Source organism: Massilia mucilaginosa, from assembly GCF_011682145.1.
In the GTDB taxonomy this organism is placed as follows: Bacteria; Pseudomonadota; Gammaproteobacteria; order Burkholderiales; family Burkholderiaceae_D; genus Telluria_A; species Telluria_A mucilaginosa.
Map to the genome: position 1 here is coordinate 1 of NZ_WHJH01000269.1, position 338 is coordinate 338.

Genomic DNA, 338 nt, shown 5'->3' on the forward strand with positions numbered 1-338 from the left:
GGCCAAATAGAGAAAACCATATTTATCGAAATTGAAAGCATGGTAGGTTCCGCCGGTGGCGGTTTTCAGGTTACTCAGAACGGTATTTATCCACCTGAAACAAGGCATTGCGCTGCTCTTGCGGGCAGTGCCCACGACCGATGGCTCATGCTTTGCACCGGCCGCCTGCACTGCCGTGAAGCAGTTCAAACCATCGGAGACGACGATACTCGCTGCTGCCAGATGTTTCAATGCCCATTGCGCCACATCGGCTTTTCCGAACGTTTTCACCCTGGAGAATATGGCATATACCGGATGGCCTTCCGGCGAGATTTGCACCGCCGCGATGAATGGCACCT

General features: G+C 53.6%; 1 protein-coding gene. It reads right to left on the reverse strand.

The genetic code is table 11. The features are described from left to right. The coding region (locus F2P45_RS34815) for a transposase (RefSeq protein ID WP_166882724.1) at positions 1–338 on the reverse strand (338 nt) is incomplete at both ends.